Source organism: Achromobacter sp. MFA1 R4, assembly GCF_900156745.1.
GTDB lineage: Bacteria > Pseudomonadota > Gammaproteobacteria > Burkholderiales > Burkholderiaceae_B > Achromobacter.
The window spans coordinates 2,858,300-2,876,087 of the sequence record NZ_LT707065.1 but is presented as its reverse complement, the minus strand read 5'-3'; the positions used below and the strand labels follow the sequence as shown (position 1 = coordinate 2,876,087).

Genomic DNA, 17,788 nt, shown 5'->3' with positions numbered 1-17,788 from the left:
GACACCATGACTACGCAGACTTCGCTTCCCCTGTTCTACGAGCAACCCCGTCCCCTGGCTGCCGGCGTGCACGCCAACCTGTCGCTGGCCGGCAACACGGGCTTTGGCTATGCCGCCCGCACCAACGCCGTGCCGCTGGTCGCCACCGAACTGCCGACCGCCTGCCGCCACTTCCCCATCGTCTTCACGGACGGGGACCAGCCCACGCCCGTCGCGGTGCTGGGCGTGCGCGGCCAGGAAAACCTGTTCGTCGACGCAGACGGCCAATGGCGCGCCGGCACCTACATTCCGGCCTACGTGCGCCGCTATCCCTTCATCTTCATGGAGAACGAAGACCGCAGCCAGTTCACGCTGTGCGTGGACGAGAAGGCGGCGTCGGTCGTCGAAGGCCGCGACAATCCGTTCTTCGACGAGGCCGGCGAGCCCACCGACCTGGCACGCAGCGCCCTGGAATTCTGCCGCGACTACCAGAACCAGCACGCCTACACGATGAAGTTCGCGGAAGCGCTGGCCGCCGCCGACCTGCTGATCGAAAACCGCGCCGACATCACCCTGCCCGACGGCCAGCGCCTGGCCATGTCCGGCTTCAAGGTGATCGACGAGGCCAAGTTCAACAAGCTGTCGGACGAAGAGTTCCTGCGCTGGCGCGCCAACGGCTGGCTGCCGCTGGTCTATTGCCACCTGCTGTCGATCAATACCTGGCCCGCCCTGATCAACCAGGTGGCGCCTGCCGCCGGCGTCGAGACCGCCTCGACCGACGCGTAAGTCCCGGCAGCGCGCCGGCAACTTGTCCCTCCCGCGGGTCCGGCCCGGCCCGCGGCGGTGAACGCGCCCGAAAGCAAAAATGGGGGCGCACCCTAAGTCGACATATAGGCGCCAACCCAGGCGTTTTTTGCGGCTTTGAAATTTTCAGCTACCCGTAAGATCGTTTACGCGCGTGGCAACAGGCAAGCTTGCCCAGCATGAAGGGCAAGCGCATTCCCCGCCTCTCCACATCCCCGCCCCCGCAGATTCAAAACCATTGACGGCGGCCGGGGGCCACCGGGCGGCGCCATCGTGCGCCGATGCCGGTCACGTGCCGCCTTGCCCGAATCACTTCCCTTCGTGCGCGCCATGGCTTTTTCAGGACTTGCGCCATTCCGCCGTAGCCCTTGTCACTACTGAAAAGCGAAATGCCTAAAAACAACCTCAAAAAACGGGCGATTGTCCTCGCCTTGCAAACGCTAGGCCTGGCCGGTTCCGGCATGCTGACCCTGGCCGCCTCGCCGGCGATGGCCCAAAGCATCACCTGGAACGGCTCTCAGAGCAGCGATTGGCAAGACCCGCTGAACTGGTCGTCGGCGACGCTGCCGGGTTCGACCGGCAATCTGTTCATCAACAGCATGACGGCCAACGCACCGGTCATCGACCACAGCAGCGCCCAGGCGGGCGTCATCTTCCTTGGCGCGATCGGCGGGCCCTCGCTCACCGTGCGCAACGCCGGCGTGCTGGTCAGCAACACCGCCATCATCAGCAACCCCACGAATGGCTATACCGCGGGCACGTCCGAACTGCAATCCGGCTCGGCCACCATCGACGGCATCGGCTCCCAGTGGACCGCGGAGTCCTTCAACGTCGGCTTTTACGGCACGGGTACGCTGAACGTGACGGGGGGCGGCAAGGCCATCGCCACCACGACCGTCTCGCTGGGCTCGCACGTCGGCTCCCTGGGCACCCTGAACATTTCGGGCGCCGGCAGCGCGTTGCAGTCCGGGCAGCTCACCGTCAGCGACAACGGCACCAGCGTCGTCACGATCTCCAATCAGGGCACGGCGCAGGCGAGCGGCCTGCTGGCGGGCAATAGCGCAGGCTCGACGGGCACGGTCAACATCATCGGCACCGGCGCGTCGCTGACGACCAGCGGCGGCATGACGATCGGCTCGCGCGGCACGGGCACGGTGGACATCAAGGGCGGCGCCACCGCCGCCTCCGGCGCTCGAACCTATGTGGGCATGTACTCGGGCGGCGTCGGCAAGCTTCTGGTTTCCGGCGCCGGCAGCCAGTTCTCATCGTTGAACGACTACATTGCCGTGGGCCTGAATACGGGCGCCAAGGGCGAGCTGACCGTGACGGACGGCGCGCTGGTCGATGCCTTTCAGGTGGTGGCCGGGTTCAACGCATCGGGCGAAGGCACCATCGTCGCGGACGGCCCGCAGACCCGGATCAAGACGTCCAGCGTCTTCCTCATCGGCTTCTATGGCGATGGCACGGCCACCCTGTCCAACGGCGCCACTTTCGAAACCGCCAACCGCCTGCGCATCGCCGATGTGGCGGGATCGACCGGCACCCTGAATATCGGCGCGGCCGCCGGCGACGCCGCCACGGCGCCGGGCGACGTGCAGGCAGCACTTGGCGTGCGCTTTGGCAACGGGACCGGCAAGCTGGTCTTCAACCATACCGGCACGGACTACGTCTTCGCGCCCGCCATCAGTTCCTTGTCGCCCGGCATGGGCGCGATCGACCTGGTGGCGGGATCGACCACCTTCACCGGCGATTCCAGCGGTTTCAGCGGTCAGACCCAGGTACTGGGCGGCGCCCTGACGGTGAATGGCGTCCTGGGCGGCACCCTGAACATCGCCAGCGGCGCATCGCTGCATGGCACGGGCCAGGTCGGCACGACCACGCTGCAAAGCGGCGCCACGCTGGCGCCCGGCCAGGCCGGCGGCACCCTGAACGTGGCGGGCGACCTGACGTTCTCGCCGGGTTCGGTCTACCAGGTGGCGGCCGATTCGCAGTCGTCGGCAAGCAGCCGCGTGGTGGTCAGCGGCACGGCCAACCTGGCCGGATCGGCGGTCCATGTCGGGCCGGACGGCGGGTTCCAGACCCGGCGCGAGTACACCATTCTCAGCGCGGGCACGGTCAACGGGCAGTTCGACACCGTGTCCTCCAACTACGCCTTCCTGGACCCGGCCTTGCGCTACGACGGCCAGAACGTCGTGATGCAGCTTGGCCGCAAGCAAGTGCCCGTGGATCCCGGCACACCCGTGGATCCCGGTACGCCCGTGGATCCCGGCACGCCAAGCACCCCGGGCACGCCCAGCACCCCGGGAACGCCCGGCACCCCCAGCACCCCGGAAACCCCGACCCGTCCCATCGCCTTTGCCGACGCGGCGCAAAGCGCCAACCAGCGCGCCGTGGCCAACGCCCTGGACAGCCTGCCCGAGGGCAATCCGCTGCACGACTACATCCTGACGCTGCCCGAGGGCGCCCCGGCCGCGGCCTTCAACAGCCTGTCCGGCGAAGCGCATGCCAGCGTCACGTCCAGCCTGACGGGTCTGAACACCACCGTGCGCGCCGTGCCCCTCGCCTACCTGCGCGCCAATCTGGGCGCGGGCATGCGCGCGGGCGCGCCGACCGCGCAAGCCGGCGGCACGCCGTCCGCGTCCGCCCTGCCTTCCTCCAATGCGCAGCCCGCCTGGGCCGAAGTCATCGGCAACTGGCAGACCTGGAAGGGCAACGGCGATTCCGCGCAAGTGCGCCAGAAGACCGGCGGCGTCTTCGCCGGCGTCGACCACGCCTTGGGCGGCGGCTGGCGACTGGGCGGCGCGCTGGGCTTTACCGACAGCAACATCCGCGTGGACGACCGGTCCTCCAAGGCGGACGTTGCCGGCTACAGCGCGGCGCTGTTCGGCGGCAAGGTGTTCGACGCCGGCCCCGGCAAGCTGAACCTGATGGCCGGCGCTGCCTACACCTGGCACGACATCTCCACCGAGCGCTACGCCAGCGTCTCCGGCGTGTCCCAGACGCTGACCGCCGACTATGGCGCCAGCACCACCCAGTTGTTTGGCGAACTCGGCTACGCCCTGCCGGTGTCCGAGCGGTTCAGCGTCGAGCCCTTCGCCGGCCTGGCCTGGAGCGATACGCGCACCCGCAGCTTCTCGGAGTCCGGCGGATCGGCCGCCTTGCACGGCCAGAGCGACAGCAACACGCAAACCACGTCCACGCTGGGCCTGCGCGGGTTGATGAACTTCACGGTGGGCCAAACCGAAGGACGCCTGCAGGCGACCCTGGGCTGGCGGCATGCCTTCGGCGATGTGCAGCCCCAGACCGTCATGTCCTTCGATGGCGGCCAGGCCTTCACCGTGGCGGGCGCACCCGTCGCGCGCGACTCGGCCCTGGCCGAGCTTGGCGTCGAAGCCGCGATCACGCGCAACGCAACCATCGGCCTGACCTACAGCGGCCAGTTCGGCGGCGGCAACCGTGAAAACGCCGGTTCGCTCCACATGACCTGGCGGTACTAAGGCGCAAGGTCAGTCGCGGACAGATGCCCGGTCCGGCGCCCGCAGGGGCGGACCGGGCATCTGTTAAAGTCGCCCACAGGCTGCGGCCGCGCGCCGCTTGCCGCCCCCAGTCCAGGCAGGTCTCCCCTCCCCCCTTCTTCTGCCGGAACCCGCCAAGACATGAATCGAATCCTCGCCGCATCCCAGGCATCCTCACCAGGCGGTCCGTGCCAGGGCTGCAAATCCGGCCAGGACGGCGCCATCGACATGGCGTTTGCCTTCCAGCCCATCGTCGACCTCACCACCGGACAGCCCTATGCGTACGAAGCCCTCGTGCGCGGACCCGACGGCCAGCCTGCCGCCTCCGTGCTGTCCCAAGTGGACGACGCCAATCGCTACCAATTCGACCAGCGATGCCGCACGACGGCGATCGAACTTGCCGCAAGCATGGGAATGGACCGATACCTGTCCATCAATTTCATGCCGAACGCGGTCTACCAGCCCGCCGCCTGTATCCGCACGACATTCGAGGCCGCCGAGCGAACCGGCTTTCCGCCCGATCGGATCATTTTTGAAACGGTCGAGGGCGAGAGCATCGTCGACCGCGCACACCTGTTGTCGATCTTCCGCGCCTACAAATCGTATGGATTTCAGACGGCCATCGACGATTTTGGCGCGGGCTACTCGGGCCTCACGCTCCTGGCCGACTTCCAACCGGACCTGATCAAGCTGGATATGGCGCTGGTGCGCGGCATCGATACCGATGTTCCCCGCCAACGCATCGTTGCGGGGGTGCAGGCCATCTGCACCGACCTGGGCATCCGCGTCATTGCCGAAGGGATCGAAACCGTGGGCGAGCGCGACTTCCTGGCCGCGCAAGGCATCACGCTCATGCAAGGGTATTTGTTCGCCAAGCCGGCGTTCAAGGCGATGCCGCCCGTTTCCAATGCCTCCTGATTGTCTTTGCGGCCCCCAGGACGGGGCGGTGGATGACGCGCCATTCATGCACACCGTGGCGGAGTCTGGCGGCAGCCCGCCGCTGTTCGAAGCGGCGTTCATGCAGGCGTGGAACGCCATGGTCATCACCGACGCAGACCTTTCCGCCGGATGCCGCGTGCTGCAGGCAAATCCCGCATTCACCGCCATGACAGGCTATACCCTGGACGAACTGCGCGGCCGCTCACTCCGCCTGCTTCAAGGCCCCGCCACCGACGCAAGCGTCATCGATGCGCTGCGGTCCTGCCTGAAAGAAGGCCGGCATTTCGAGGGCGTGGCGACGAACTACCGGAAGGATGGCTCGGAATACACCGTCCGTTGGAATATCTCGCCCGTGCACGACGGCCGCGGGACGGTCACGCACTTTGTCTCGGTGCAGGAAGACATCTCGGACATGATCCGCGAGGAACGCACCAATCGCCTCCTCGCCAGCGCGCTGGACGCAACCAGCGACCTCGTCATGCTGACCAACGCCAAGGCACAGATCATCTTTGTGAACACGGCATTCGAGAACGCCACCGGCTACCCGCTATCCGACATCAAGCACAAGACCGCGGCCATACTCAAGTCCGGCAAGCATGACGACGCGTTCTATGCAGCCATGTACCGCACGCTGTCGAGCGGCCAGGATTTCCGCGCCACCTTCATCAATCGCCGGCGTGACGGCTCGCTGTTCCATGTCGAACAGACCATCTCGACCATCTTTGACGATGACGGGCGTCCGACGCACCACATCGGCGTCGGCAAGGACGTGTCGCGCCGGGTCCAGCGGGAACAGGAGCTGTTGCGCGCGGCCACCAAGGACAAGCTGACCGGCCTCTACAACCGCCACCACGGCGAGAAAACCCTGCGCGAGGCCTTTTCCCGCGCCCAGGCCGGCGGCAATTCACTCTGCCTCATCATCGCGGACATCGATCATTTCAAGCGCATCAACGACACCTTCGGGCACCTTGCGGGAGACCGCGTTCTCTCGGATGTCGCGGGCATTCTGCGAGCGGCGGCCCGTAGCCAGGACACGGTAATTCGCTGGGGCGGCGAGGAATTCATGATCGTGCTGGCCGATTGCGTCATCGGCGACGCCGTTCTACTGGCCGAGCGCGTGCGCACCCGCGTCCATGCGCATCGAGATTCGGAAGTGGGTCCGCTGACCGTGTCGCTCGGCATCGCACAGCTGGAAGCCGGCGAAACCATCGACGCGCTGATCGCGCGCGCAGATGCAGCCCTCTACGACGCCAAACGGGCCGGCCGCAATGCCGTATCCGTCTCGCCGTGACGCGTCCGTGCGCCCGTCCGCCGTTCGCAGAAACACGGTCCGATGCAAAACGCCGCTGATCAGGTCGCGGCGTTTGATTCAATGGGATAGCCCCGGCCTCTCATCCCGAGGCGATTCGGCGGGACCGCCGGCGATCTTGCCCAACCCCGCCAGCAGCGCCTGTGTCGGCCGCGACGCCTTCCCGGTTTCCGAGCACACCAGGCCGAACTCGCGGTGGACGGCTGGCATCAGCGGCATAACGCGCAGGCCCCGCTGTTCGTCGGGCAAGGTCGATTCGGGCACCAGCGCCACCCCCATGCCTTCCCGCACCAGCACGCAGGCGCTGGCCCAATCACGGACCGTCACCCGCACGTCCGACAGGTGCAGGCCCGCTTGCGTCATCAGGCTTTGCCCGTTCACCGCGCATCCGCCCGTGGCAAGGATGAAGGGCTGCGCGGCCAGTTCTTCCAAGGTGACGCCGCGCTCGCTGGCGCGGCGGCCCAGCGGATGACTGATCGGCAGCACCGCGACCCAGGCATCTCGCCCCAATATCGCCGCGGCGCGGCCGGGCGCCGGGTTCAGCACCACACCCAATTCCACGGTTCCCGCCGCCAGCCAGTCTTCCACTTCTTCATCCGTGCCTTCCAATGCCACCAGCTCGATGCCGGGATGGCGGCGCTGAAAAGTGCGCAGCAGACCGGGCAGCAGCGTCGACATCACCGAGGGAAAGCTCGCCAGCCGGATGCGCCCGCCGTTGAGGCCGCGGCTGTCATCGGCCAGGACACGGATCGCGTCCAGACTCGCCAGCATCGCCCGCGCGTGCGCGATGACCTGCTCGCCCAAGGCCGTCACGCCGATGTGCCGCCGCTCGCGGACGAACACCTGGAATCCCAGCGCCGCTTCCAACTGCGCGATGGCCTGGCTGGCCCCCGATTGGGTAATGCCCACGCGCTCGGCGGCGCGCGAAATATTGCCCGCGTCCGCCACGGCCGCCAGCAGGCGCCAGTGCAGGAGGTTCATCATGGTTATCAGTAGCCCAGCTAATGCTCAAGAAATTGAGCATTAATTTTACGGCCTCACCCTGGACAAGCAGACTGCCACGCAGCGCCCGGCAACACGCGGCGCACCGGTTTTCAACTTTTCCTGGAGGCTTGATGAAGCTGTATTACGCCCCTCACACCTGCTCGCTGTCGCCGCATATCGTGCTGCGCGAACTCGGCCTGCCGTTCGATCTGGTCAAGGTGGACAACAAAACCAAGCAGACCGCCGACGGCCGCGACTTCCGCGCCATCAATCCCAAGGGCTATGTGGCCGCATTGGAACTGGACAATGGCCACGTCCTGACCGAAGGCCCGGCCATCCTGCAATACCTGGCCGACCTCAAGCCTGAAAGCCGGCTGGCGCCCGCTGCGGGCACATGGGAACGCGTACGGCTGCAAGAGTGGCTGAACTTCGTCAGCGGCGAAATCCATGCCGGTTCCGCGCCGCTCTTCAACGCGGCGCTGCCCGAAGAAGCCAAGGCGATCTTCCGCGAAAAACTGTTCAAGCGGTTCGACTTCCTGCAAGACACTTTGACCCGCCAGGATCATCTGACGGGCGCAGCATTCAGCGTGGTCGATGCCTACCTGTACACCGTGCTGGGCTGGTGCAAGTTCTTCGCTATCGACCTCGGCCGCTGGCCCGCGCTGCCGGCGTATGTGAAGCGCATCGGCGCGCGGCCCGCCGTGCAGGCGGCCTTGCGCGTTGAAGCCGGGCAATAACATCGCCAAGCTCGACCTCGTCAATGGTGGCCGATTGAGCTAACCCCGAATCAGTCCGTCTGAATCCACAGGTACTAAAAACTGGGTTAGGGTCACATGCAACAGATAGGTCCTCGCCCAGAGACTAAGCGAGTTCAAATTATCTGAAATTCACCTGTTTGCTCGTAACGCTGATACGCCTCCACGCTACGGCGCATATTCGGCAGCATATCGGGCAGGTCGTTCATCGAGAACCATCCCACGTCGATACTTTCATCGTCGTTGACTACCGGCTCGCCCCTAAACGATCTCGTGTGGAATACGAGGCAGAAATACTGGCATTGATCTCCGTTCGGAAATACATGGGTCTCATATGCAGGGTCGCAGCCGAAGCCAATTGGTCGCAACTCATCGACTTTGATTCCCATCTCCTCTTCAACTTCCCGGATGACCACCTCCTCCAACGTCTCGCCCTCTTCGGCATTCCCTCCTGGCAGCCCCCAAACGCGGAAGTCACTCCGGCGCTGTAAAAGTACATTGCCTGCACCGTTTTGAATGATGATCCGAGCTCCCGGCACGAGGAGCAGTCGACTGCCTACTAGCTCCCTTAGGCGGCCCAGATAGCTATCGGAAAAACTCGCCATATGTAAGTCACTCCTGGTCCTTGCCAATCCGATCCATAAAGTCGCAGCAATATTCTTCAGAGATTCGATTACTTAGCTAGTTTTCCATGAATCTAAACCGCACGCCACACGCGTAATGCCCTGCACGCAAGTCGAAAAAGTGCGCGAACCGATCATTTGCGCATTGATCCGCGTGATCCGGAACCTCCCCAGCACACGCTCAGATCTCCCCAGGTATAACGCACCCAATTTCACGCTTATACCTGTCGGATCTACGTGACAGCGTTCCCCACAAGTATCGGGCTTTGACGAGTTCGGCCGCCTCACCCCGCTGACACGCCTCATCCGCTTCGTGTTCGTCAGGCCGCCGTTTTGCCATCCGGCTTCCTTCAGCCCCCCGGTCTTCGGCTAACTCTTCCCCTTGTCGGGCGAGTAGAAGACTTCCACCTCCGAGCGCGTGCGCCCTGCCGGGCGCACCAAAGAAAAACGCCGCTCAAGAGAGCGGCGTCAGTTCTGGGTCTTGCAAGACCGGGTATTGCAGAAATTGGGGTGGTGGGTTGTGCGAGACTCGAACTCGCGACCAACGGATTAAAAGTCCGCTGCTCTACCGACTGAGCTAACAACCCGACCGAAGCCCGAAATTATGGCGGATTTGGAAGGGCTTGTCAAAAAATGACGGGCAATGGGTTGCCTGCCGCCTGATCCAAAGAAATCGGCCGCCTTGCGGCGGCCGAACTCAGCGCGGGTGATGCAGCCCTAGACCGGGATTACCAGGCCGCCACCACGGCGCCCTTGAACTTGGTCTGGATGAATTCCTTCACGGCCGGGCTGTGATAGATCGAGACCAGCTTGGCGAATTCGGGACGGTCCTTGTCCTTTTCACGCACGACCAGCACGTTGGCGTAGGGCGAATCCGGCGATTCCTGGGCGATGGCGTCCTTCGTGGGATTCAGGCCGGCTTCCAGCGCGAAGTTGGTGTTCACCGCCGAGGCGTCGGTGTCGTCCAGCGAACGCGGCAGCTGGGCGGCGTCCAGCTCGATGAAGCGCAGCTTCTTGGGGTTCTCGATCACGTCGATCGGCGTGGCCTTCAGGCCGGCTTCCGGACGCAGCTTGATCAGCCCGTTGGCCTGCAGCAGCAACAGCGCGCGGCCGCCGTTGGTCGGGTCGTTGGGCAGTGCGATGCGGGCGCCTTCCTTCAGCTCCGACAGCGACTTGATCTTCTTGCTGTAGATGCCGATCGGGAAGATCACGGTCTTGGCGATGCTGACCAGCTTGTAGCCCCGGTCGGCGTTGGCGTTGTCCAGATAGGGCTGGTGCTGGTAGCTGTTCAGGTCCAGGTCGCCCGCGGCCAGCGCCACATTGGGCTGCACGTAGTCGGAGAATTCGATGACCTGGATGTTCAGTCCCTGCTTGGCGGCCTCGGCCTTCACCACATCAAAGATCTGGGCGTGCGGACCGGCAGTGACGCCGACCTTCAGCGGCTTGTCCTGCGCCAGCGCGGGTTGGGCAAAAACGGCGGCGCCCAGGGCGAACGCGGCCAGCGACTTCAAAACCTTGATGCTCATGTTGCGATATCCCGAAATAACGGAAGTAGGAAAAGATGGACTCTGCGCCAGGACGATCAGCGATGCGACATGCGGCGCACGAAGCGGTCGCCGAGGCTCTGGATCGCCTGGACCAAAACGATCAGCACGATCACGACCGCGGCCATGACGTCCGACTGGAAGCGCTGGTAGCCGTAGCGGATCGCCAGGTCGCCCAATCCGCCGCCGCCAATGGCGCCGGCCATGGCCGAATAGCCGATCAGGCTGACGACGGTGACGATGGTGGCCGCGATGAGGCCGGGCAAGGCTTCGGGCAGCAGCACCTTCATGATGATCTGCATCGGCGATGCGCCCATGGCGCGCGCCGCGGTGATCAGGCCCGGATCGACTTCGCGCATGGCGTTTTCGGCGATGCGGGCCATGAAGGGAATGGCGGCGACCGACAAGGGCACGATGGCGGCGGTGGTGCCGATGGAGGTCTGCGCCACCAGCCGCGTGAACGGAATGATCGCGACCATCAGGATGACGAAGGGCACCGAGCGGGTGGCGTTGATGATTGCGCCCAGCACGTGATTCACAGGCTGGTTCTCGAGCATGTTGCCGCGCGCGGTCACGGTCAGCGTCACGCCCAGCGGAATGCCGACGATCACCGCGATGGCGCTGGCCACGCCCACCATCAGCAGGGTGTCAAGCAGCGACGTAATAAGCAGGTCGATCAGTTGCGGACTCATGAGCTATTTCTTCAACGGTAATGTCACGGGCGTTCAAGGCGGCGATCGCGTCCTTGAGCGCGGCGGGCGCGCCCTGGGCCAGCACGAACATCGTGCCCACGGCCACTCCCTGGATGTCTTCGACGCGCGCCTGCACCAGGCCGATGTCCAGGCCGTACTGCCTGGACAGGTCGGACAGGAACGCGCCCGACGCGTCGGTGCCGGTCAGCGACAGGCGCAAGAGGCGCACGGCCTGGCCGGGATTGGCGGCGGCGAGCGTCTGGATGCGTTCCTTGACGGCCGCCAGCGTGGCGTCGGTCAGGTCGGAGGCCGTGGCCGCCGACACCATGTTGCGCGTCACGTCGTGGCGCGGCTGGGCGAACACTTCGCGCGTGCTGCCGATTTCGACGACTTCGCCCTGCGACAGCACGGCGACGCGGTCGCAGACCTCGCGCACGACTTCCATCTGGTGCGTGATCATGACCACGGTCACGCCCGTCTTGCGGTTGATGTCGCGCAGCAGCGCCAGGATGTTGTGCGTGGTTTCCGGATCCAGCGCGGAGGTCGCCTCGTCGCTCAAGAGGACGTCCGGATTGTTGGCCAGGGCGCGGGCGATGCCCACGCGCTGCTTCTGGCCGCCGCTGATCTGGCTGGGATAGCGGTCGCGCAGATGTTCCAGGCCCACCAGCGCCAGCAGGCGCTCGACGCGGGCAGGAATCTCAGCCTTGGACACGCCCGCGATTTCCAGCGGGAGAGCGACATTGCCGTACACGGTGCGGCGCGACAGCAGGTTGAAGCCCTGGAAGACCATGCCGATGCGGCGGCGCTGTTCGCGAAGCTGCGCTTCGCTCAGACCGGTCAGGGCCTGGCCGCCGATGGAGATCTTGCCTTCGTTGGGGCGTTCCAGCAGGTTGATGCACTGGACCAGCGTGCTTTTGCCGGCCCCGCTGGGGCCGATGATGCCGAAGACCTCGCCCTGCTCAATGTGCAGGTTGATGCCGCGCAGCGCCTGGAATTCCCCGTGCGGCGTGGCGTAGGTCTTGGATAGGTTCTCGATGTGAATCATGGCAAGCGATTTTGTATCTTTTCTCTTCTAAAGAGAACGACCGTTTTTATCATTTTTAATAACTACAAGTTATATAAATTGCGGGTGCGGAACCGCGGCTCGGCAAAGACACAAAGGGCAGCCGGGAAGGAAAGCCTTCCTGACTGCCCTTTTGTCGTAGACGGCCGGCCAGTGGCCGCACCGCGTTCAGCGCGCGCGCGAAATGCGGACTTCCGCTCCTCGCCGCTTCACTTCCAGACCTTCGGACGGCGAAATCCGCAGTCCTTCCAGGCCCTTGATGTAGCTGGAGCCCTGCATCTGCATCACGCGGATCTTGTTGCGCATGACGACCGGGTTGTGCACCGGCATGCCGAACATCCAGACCTCGTCCAGGATGCGGGCCGAATTGAACTCGCCCGTATGCTGCGCGGCGGGGCCAAGACAGAGCATGTGCCCTTCGCGGCCGAAGACCGGGAACTGGCCCAGCTCGCAGTCGATGGTCCAGGTGGTGCCGCCTTCGTACCGATGGCCGGTGTTCAGATCCCACCACGCCTCGCCCTTGGGCAGGTACACGCGCACCTGGTTGCCCGGTTCGGTGATGGGCGCGACCAGCAGGGCCGGGCCCAGCAGGTATTGCAAATCCCATTCGTGGGCGTGCGGATCGTTCGGGAACGACAGGGCCATGGACCGCTGCACCGGCAGGCCGGTGCGGGCCGAGTCCTCGATGGCGCCCAGCACATAAGGCACCAGGCGATAGCGCCACTGCATCCAGGTCTTGGCGTGCGCCAGCACGTCGTCGCCGAAATCCCAGGGCATCAGGCCGTCCACGCCCTGGAAGGCGAAGTTGGCCGAGAAGATGCCGGCCGTCAACCAGCGCAGGTACAGCTCGGACGTCATGCCCGAGCGGTCGCGCGCGGCCGAACCGATGTTGTGTACCTGAACCGGTACCCCGCTGGCGCCGATCGACAGCGACGTGCGCAGCGAGTGCCGCAGGCCTTCCCAGGTATTGTCGACCTGCGGCCCCACCTGCCACGGCAGGCGCTGGGCGGCGGGGAAGAGGTCTGCGCTGGGCACCACGCCCTCGGGCGGCACCTTCAACCCGGCCACCGCGTCGAACAGCGCGCGGCGCACGAGCAAGGGGTACATGGTGCGCAGGGCCGGCCCGGTCTCGCCGTTGCGGGCGGTCACGCCATCGGGGATGGCGATCTGGGCATCGCACGCGGGCGCGTCCAGGCCGTCTTCCACCAGTTGGCGATGGCGCTCGACCCACAGGTTGTAGATGTCGCGATAGGTCAGGTCGAGCAGGCCGTAAGGCTGGCCGGAGGTGGCAGCATTGCCGTCGAACACCTGCGCCGAGCCGTCGTCCCGGGTCAGCAGCCAGCCGCGGTCTTCCAGTTCTTCAAACAGCGGGCTGGTCTTGATGACGCCCGGGAAACCGGAGGCCGCCACATGCACGTTGTGCTTGTGAAAGAGGGCCAGCATCTGCTTGGCGTCGGGAAACCGCTGGGCGTCCCATTCGAAGACCGTCTTGTCCGCCTGGAAACCCCACGCGGCCGGCTGGGCCAGCGTCACGGCGTCCACGGGGATCTGGTTTTCGCGCATGCGCGCCACCAGCGCGACCGTCTGCGTCGGCATCTCGCCGGCGGCCTGCTGCAACCACGCCCCCATCGCCCACAGCACCGGTTGCCCGGCGCGGCCGGTCAACGCGCTGTATTGGTTCAGGATTTCAGTGGGTTCGCCCGCGAAGAGGAACAGATCCAGGACGGCGTCGTCCACGGTCAGCACATAGGCGGAGTCGGCCGGCGCGACGCCCACCGAATGCTCCACGCGCCGCATCGTGTTGACGTAAAGCCCCCATCCGCGGGGGCTCCATGCCAATGGCAGGGCGCGATGCTCGGGATCGTCGGAAACCACCGATTCCTCGCGGCGGTTCAGGTCTCCGGGCGTCTCGCCCAGCCCGAAAACGCGCTCATGGGCGGCCAGGGTGAAGCAGGCCGTCCAGACGGCATCTTCGGCCTGGTCCAGCGCGTTGTGCCCGAAAGCGGGCGCATGCGCGGAAACCTCGGACTCGAAGACCAGGTCTTCGTGGCGGTACAGGGCCACGCGCACGGGATTGGTCAGGATCTCGAGGGCAACTTCGCCCTGGGTGATCCGCCAGCCGTCCCCGCCTTCGCGAGGCGCGAGGGCGGCTTCGCCCACCGCCTCCTGGCGCGCGAGCAGCATTTCGGCCACGGCGCGCGCACGCGCGCTGGGCTTGTCATCATTGAAGTGGTTCGCCTCGCCGCAGCGCAGGCGAAAAACTCCCGGCGCATGCGCCTCGACTACCAGGTGCAACCCATCGCCCGCGTCGAAATCGATGCGACTGGGGCGGGACGTCAGCAACTCGACGGAGTCGAGCTGGGTAGTATGGGCAAAGTCGAACTTGGGCGGCACAGAGCATCCCCCGGCTTAAGCCAAAAACCATCAAAAGACGCTATTTTGACGGATTTGAGCTTTGAAATAAACTCGATCCCTCTTTTGGACGGTCATTTCATCCAAAAAAGGGGCATAAAGCCCTTGGTCTGCGCCTGGCCGCGCCGACGCTGCCAATTCGCCGCCAAGTCCCCGAATTGCCGGCCCGAAGGTCAATTGCGGCCTATTGGCGTCAAATTCCGGCAATTTTTACAATTCTACGCTAGCCGGCCGCGGCGCCCGGCGCGCCATCAACTTTTTTCATCGTGGTGAAACAAGCTGGGCCAGATCGGTCTCCAGCGGCAGCGGTTCGCCCATCAGACGGGCCGCGATCAGGTCGCCCATCAGCGCCGACCAGGACAGGCCTCGCGAGGCGTACCCGGTTGCCAGCCACAGGCCGGGCGCGTGCGGCAGTTCGCCGACGGCCGGCAGACGGCCCGGCAGGACCGCGCGCCACCCCGCCCAGCCCGGCAAGCTGCCAGCGACCAGGGCGTCGTACGCCGGGAAGTGACCGCCCAGCAAGCCCGCCGCCTTGTCCAACGTGACGCGCTGGCCCTCGGCGCCTACCTTGGCCTCGGCAGCCCCGTGCACATAGGTGCTGCCGACCACGCAACCCGCGCCGACGTCGGGCAGCAGATACCCTTCGCCCCCCACGATGCAGCGCGGACCGCCGTCGAGCGCCGACGCGGGGACCAGCGTGACCTCCCCGGCCAGCGCATGCATCTGCGCAACGCGCGCAAGCGGGTCCAGCAGGCCGCTGGCCGCCAGCACGTCGCGCGCGCCGGCGGCGTTGGCCAGGATCACGGTATCGGCCCGGGCCAGTTCGACCCCCGAGGCGTCCAGCACGCGCCAGCCCTGCCCCGCGGGCGACACGCGCTCCGCCCGGCCGGGCAGCACGGCCGCGCCTGACGCGGCCAGCAGCGCCTCGATCAACAAGCCGGGCTGCACCAGCATGCCCTGCGAAAAGAACACCCCGCCGCGCGCCACCGGCAGGCCCGCCAATGCGCTGGCCTCTTCGCGCGACACCTGGCGCACCCAATCCTCCGGAAATGCCAGCGCCGCCAGCGTTCCGGCCAGCGCCGCCGACCGCCCCGCGTCGCGCTCGACCTGGACCGTGCCGCACACCCGGGGCGCCGCCCCCGCCGGCAGGCCCTGCCAGCGGGCCCACGCCCGCTCGCTGCCCGCCCGCGACAGGCGGGCGCGCGCGTTGTCATCGCGCGCCAGCACCGGCGTGAGCGCCGCCGCCACGTGGCCCGCGTGCGCCGGCGCTCCCAGCATCCGGCCGGCGTCGAGCACGGTGACGCGCCAGCCGCGGCCGGCCAGCGCCTGCGCAATGCCCGCGCCGGCCAGTCCCGCGCCCACGATCACCGCATGGCGCTCGGACGACACGGCGGCCGGCGCCGCCGCGCGGCCCGCTTCCCGGACCTGCCCCACCGTCATGTGCCATTTGCCCCCGTAACCGGGCGCGCGCCGCACCTCGAACCCGGCATCATCCAGATTCCTGCGCAGTTCCCCGGTGCAGGCCCACGTGGCGACGGTGGCGCCCGGCGCCGCCAGCCCGGCCAGGGCGCGCAGCAGCGGCGGCGCCCACATCTGCGGATTGCGCTCGGGCGCAAAGCCGTCCAGGAAAAATGCGTCCACCCGCGCGCCCAGGCGTGGAGCCAGGACCTGCGCATCGCCAAAACCCAGCGTCAGCGTGACCGCGCCATTCTCGAATTCCAGCCGGTGCAGTCCCGGCAGCAGCGCCGGCCATTGCGCGGCCAGCGCGGGCGCCAGGCCGGACAGCGGTTCTGGCGCATGGCGCGCCAGCAGCGCGCCCACGTCGTCGCGCGAAAAAGGGTGCCGCTCCATGGCCACGACGTGCAGGGCCGCGGGCCGTTGCGGATCGTCCCGCCAGGCCTTCCAGAGCGCCAGGAAGTTCAGGCCCAATCCGAACCCGGTCTCGCAAACCGTGAACGACGCGCGTCCGCGCCAGCGCTCGGGCAGGCCGTTGCCGCGCAGGAACACGTACTCGGCCTGGCCCATGGCCCCGGAGGGCGAGTGGTATACGTCCCCATAGACGGAACTGACCAGTTTTCCGTCGGCGTCGAATTCAACCATTGCAGGAGTCAGGGGAACGTAAGTCACGGCCTTCTAGTCCAATAGATACAAAAATGGCGAAGCGCGGATTATCCCGCCTCATCCCTTGTCGCGTTGGATGCGCACCACGCGGGGCGACGGATTAGTCTGATTGCCACGGGTTTGACGCATACCTGGGCTTACACTGATTTCATGGATACCTACGATCAGCCCCAATCGCTGGCTTCGCCCATTGACCTGTGCGCCGCGATCGACGCGGCCGTCACCGCCGCGCATGCGGGTGCAGCCATCCTGCAATCCTACGCGCACCACCGCGCAGATCTCGTGATCGACCGCAAGGCGCGCAACGATCTCGTGTCCCAGGCGGACCGCGAGGCGGAAGCCTCGATCATCCAGGAACTGAAGGCCCGTACGCCCAAGTTCGGCATCGTCGCCGAAGAAACGGGCGGCAAGGCGCAAGGCGCGGCCACCTGGTACATCGACCCGCTGGACGGCACCACCAATTTCCTGCACGACATCCCGCATTACGCTGTCTCGATCGCCCTGATCGCGCACGCGGGCACGTCGATGTCCGCTAACCAGACGCTGACGCAAGACACGCCCGTCATCGGCGTGGTCTACGACCCCAGCCGCGAAGAACTGTTCACCGCGGTCTACGGCGTGGGCGCCTGGCTGAACGGCCGCCGCATCTCGTGCTCGCGCACGCAGACGATCGAAGACGCCGTGCTGGCCACCGGCTTTCCGTTCCGCGATTTCTCCTTCGCCGCCCAATACATGCCCATGCTGCACGACGCGATCAATCGCGCGCGCGGCGTGCGCCGCATGGGCGCGGCCGCGCTGGACCTGGCCTGGACGGCTTGCGGCCGCTACGACGGCTACTGGGAAATGGGACTGGCGCCCTGGGACGTGGCCGCGGGCACCCTGATCCTGCGCGAGGCGGGCGGCGTGTGCTCGGACATGCACAAGCAAGATCCCTGGCCGATCGGCGGGCGCGTCGTGGCGGGCAATCCCGCCATCGAGCGCGCACTGCACGAGATGATCGCGCCGCACCTGGCCAAGCCAGGCTGAGGCCGCGCGGGCGGCCCCGGCC

At 66.2% G+C, this 17,788-nt stretch carries 13 protein-coding genes and 1 tRNA gene; 6 read left to right on the top strand and 8 right to left on the bottom strand.

Annotated elements, in window-relative coordinates; genetic code table 11:
• The first annotated feature begins 6 nt into the window (after window positions 1–6).
• From BXA00_RS13135 to BXA00_RS13120, 4 genes are all read left to right on the top strand, one after another.
• Window positions 7–765, top strand: coding sequence for a SapC family protein (locus BXA00_RS13135; protein ID WP_076518884.1), 759 nt, complete (start codon window positions 7–9; stop codon window positions 763–765).
• A gap of 449 nt (window positions 766–1,214) precedes the next feature.
• A complete protein-coding gene (locus BXA00_RS29440; RefSeq protein ID WP_304528811.1) occupies window positions 1,215–4,280 on the top strand; it encodes an autotransporter domain-containing protein in 3,066 nt (1,021 codons plus the stop codon).
• Between the two features lie 159 nt (window positions 4,281–4,439).
• Complete coding sequence (locus tag BXA00_RS13125) at window positions 4,440–5,216, top strand: EAL domain-containing protein (RefSeq protein WP_076518882.1); 777 nt, start codon at window positions 4,440–4,442, stop codon at window positions 5,214–5,216.
• A gap of 28 nt (window positions 5,217–5,244) precedes the next feature.
• Entirely contained in the window at window positions 5,245–6,528 is a 1,284-nt protein-coding gene (locus BXA00_RS13120) for a diguanylate cyclase (protein WP_231952250.1), read from the top strand.
• Between the two features lie 78 nt (window positions 6,529–6,606).
• On the opposite strand, the gene BXA00_RS13115 is transcribed toward BXA00_RS13120, so the two are convergent.
• A complete protein-coding gene (locus BXA00_RS13115; protein ID WP_172805875.1) occupies window positions 6,607–7,530 on the bottom strand; it encodes a LysR family transcriptional regulator in 924 nt (307 codons plus the stop codon).
• Window positions 7,531–7,661: 131 nt separating this feature from the next.
• Here BXA00_RS13115 and gstA point away from each other — a divergent pair, with 131 nt between their 5' ends.
• Window positions 7,662–8,267 (top strand): glutathione transferase GstA, encoded by a 606-nt coding sequence (gene gstA, locus BXA00_RS13110; protein ID WP_076518879.1) that lies wholly within the window; start codon window positions 7,662–7,664, stop codon window positions 8,265–8,267.
• A 134-nt stretch (window positions 8,268–8,401) separates the two neighbouring features.
• Here gstA and BXA00_RS13105 read toward each other — a convergent pair whose 3' ends face one another.
• From BXA00_RS13105 to mnmC, 7 genes are all read right to left on the bottom strand, one after another.
• A complete protein-coding gene (locus tag BXA00_RS13105; protein WP_076518878.1) occupies window positions 8,402–8,890 on the bottom strand; it encodes an NUDIX domain-containing protein in 489 nt (162 codons plus the stop codon).
• A 529-nt stretch (window positions 8,891–9,419) separates the two neighbouring features.
• Window positions 9,420–9,495, bottom strand: a tRNA-Lys gene (locus BXA00_RS13100).
• Between the two features lie 141 nt (window positions 9,496–9,636).
• On the bottom strand, window positions 9,637–10,434 hold the full coding sequence (locus tag BXA00_RS13095; protein WP_076518877.1) for a MetQ/NlpA family ABC transporter substrate-binding protein: 798 nt from the start codon (window positions 10,432–10,434) through the stop codon (window positions 9,637–9,639).
• 56 nt (window positions 10,435–10,490) lie between these two features.
• A complete protein-coding gene (locus BXA00_RS13090) occupies window positions 10,491–11,144 on the bottom strand; it encodes a methionine ABC transporter permease (protein WP_076518876.1) in 654 nt (217 codons plus the stop codon).
• The gene (locus tag BXA00_RS13085; protein WP_076518875.1) at window positions 11,101–12,189 is read right to left on the bottom strand and encodes a methionine ABC transporter ATP-binding protein; all 1,089 of its coding nucleotides are present in this window, start codon (window positions 12,187–12,189) and stop codon (window positions 11,101–11,103) included. Before BXA00_RS13085 ends, BXA00_RS13090 begins: the two co-directional genes overlap by 44 nt.
• A gap of 186 nt (window positions 12,190–12,375) precedes the next feature.
• The gene (locus tag BXA00_RS13080; protein WP_076518874.1) at window positions 12,376–14,601 is read right to left on the bottom strand and encodes a glycoside hydrolase family 31 protein; all 2,226 of its coding nucleotides are present in this window, start codon (window positions 14,599–14,601) and stop codon (window positions 12,376–12,378) included.
• Window positions 14,602–14,880: 279 nt separating this feature from the next.
• On the bottom strand, window positions 14,881–16,719 hold the full coding sequence (gene mnmC, locus BXA00_RS13075) for an FAD-dependent 5-carboxymethylaminomethyl-2-thiouridine(34) oxidoreductase MnmC (RefSeq protein ID WP_076518873.1): 1,839 nt from the start codon (window positions 16,717–16,719) through the stop codon (window positions 14,881–14,883).
• Between the two features lie 171 nt (window positions 16,720–16,890).
• Here mnmC and BXA00_RS13070 point away from each other — a divergent pair, with 171 nt between their 5' ends.
• Window positions 16,891–17,766 carry an inositol monophosphatase family protein gene (locus tag BXA00_RS13070; RefSeq protein ID WP_076518872.1) on the top strand — a complete coding sequence of 292 codons (876 nt, stop codon included), beginning with the start codon at window positions 16,891–16,893 and terminating at the stop codon, window positions 17,764–17,766.
• The last annotated feature ends 22 nt before the right edge of the window (window positions 17,767–17,788 follow it).